We start from the raw sequence: 1519 nt of genomic DNA, 5'->3' as shown, positions 1-1519 counted from the left end.
GGGCGCTGCTCGTCGTGGGGCTCCTCCTCTTCCTGTGGCGTTACGCCCTCAAGCCGCGCGACCTGGACAACCGGCGCTACGGCCTGGCCCAGGTGCTGCTCCAGCGTCTGGAGATGGACCTGGCCCCGGACGCGCCGGTGCGGCTCAAGCTGGACCTGCGTCCGCCGGACGTGCTCGACAAGCGCGTGAATCAGGACATGGTGGGTTGGTGGAACACGGACTTCTTCGTCGACCCGTGGTTCACGCTGGAGACGCGGTTGGCGGACGGCGCCTTCGTGCGGATCCGCATGGTGGAGCGGCTCCAGAAGCGCGAGCGCTCCAAGACGAGCGCCAGCGGCAAGACGAAGACGAAGACCAAGCGCAAGGGCTTCGCCCGGCTGGAGGTGTCCGTGCGCGTGAAGCCGGAGCGCTACCCGGGACTGGAGCGGCTCAAGGTCCGCGCCACCGCCGCAACGCGCCTGCCCCGGAAGGTCGAATTGGAGCGGGTGCGCGTCGCCGCGGGCCGGCTGTCCCTGCGCGCCCGGCTGTCCGACGAATGGGTGGCGCGGCCGGGGCGCGAGACGGGAGACCCGGAGGCCCCCGCCTTCTGGAAGAATGCGCTGGAGAAGGACGACGCGTCCCGCACCGCGACGATGATGCTCCTGAGCATCTACCAGGTGCTGGGCTACACCCGCCGGCGCGCGAAGCTGCAGGCCGCGCGCGGACGCCGCGAGTCGGTTTGACCCGCCCGGGAGCGCCTCCTACGCTCCCCAACCTGTCTCCGCTGAACAAGGCTCTCCACCGTGGCGCTCGACACCTCCGAATTCAAGAAGACGTATGTCTATGAAACCCGTGCCCCGGTGCCGGAGGTGCTGGCGGACCTGAGGGCGCTGGCGGGGTTGGACTCGCGGGCGGAGAAGACACGGATCACGGTGGGGATCGGCTCCTGGGTCTTCTTGTGCCTCAGCATCTGGTTCACCGTCTTGACGCAGTGGCTGCTGGCCGCCGCGCTCTTCGCGACGAGCATCGCCCTCTGCATCCTCTGGATGCGCTCGAAGCACACGGACCTGGACAACCGGCGCTACGGGCTGGTGTCCGCGCTGCTCCAGCGGTTCCAGGTGGACCTGGACGCGAACACGCCCGTGGACGTGAAGCTGGACCTGGCGCCGGAGGATGAGGCGCGCAAGAGCGTGGGCAAGCTCAAGCGGGGGCGGTGGGACTGCGAGGACTTCACGGATGCGTGGCTGTCCCTGCACGGCCGCTTCGCGGACGGCACGCACCTGCACCTGTCCGTCGTGGAGCACGTCCAGAAGCGCAAGCGCTACGGCCGCGGCAGCAGCGGCAAGACGAAGCTCAAGACCAAGCGCAAGGGCAAGACGCTGCTCCAGGTGGGGCTGCGCGTGAAGCCGGAGCGCTTCCCTGGACTGGCGGATCAGCGCGCGAACGCGAAGCAGGCCGTGCGGCTGCCCCCGGAGGTCGTGCTGTCTCGGCTGGACGTGACCCAGGACCGCGTGGCGATGCGCGCCCTGCTGGGGCGGGA

At 69.7% G+C, this 1519-nt stretch carries 2 protein-coding genes; both read left to right on the top strand.

From position 1 onward, the window contains the following. Window positions 1–722: hypothetical protein (locus D7V77_RS41960; protein ID WP_120581728.1), on the top strand; the 722-nt coding region annotated here is incomplete at its 5' end. A gap of 60 nt (window positions 723–782) precedes the next feature. Further along, window positions 783–1519, top strand: a 737-nt coding sequence (locus D7V77_RS44100; protein WP_158624596.1) for a hypothetical protein, incomplete at its 3' end; no start/stop codon positions are given.

The sequence above is a fragment of the Corallococcus sp. CA041A genome (assembly GCF_003612075.1).
Classification (GTDB): domain Bacteria; phylum Myxococcota; class Myxococcia; order Myxococcales; family Myxococcaceae; genus Corallococcus; species Corallococcus exiguus.
Note: the sequence above shows the minus strand (reverse complement) of the source record. Positions and strands in the feature narration are given on the sequence as shown.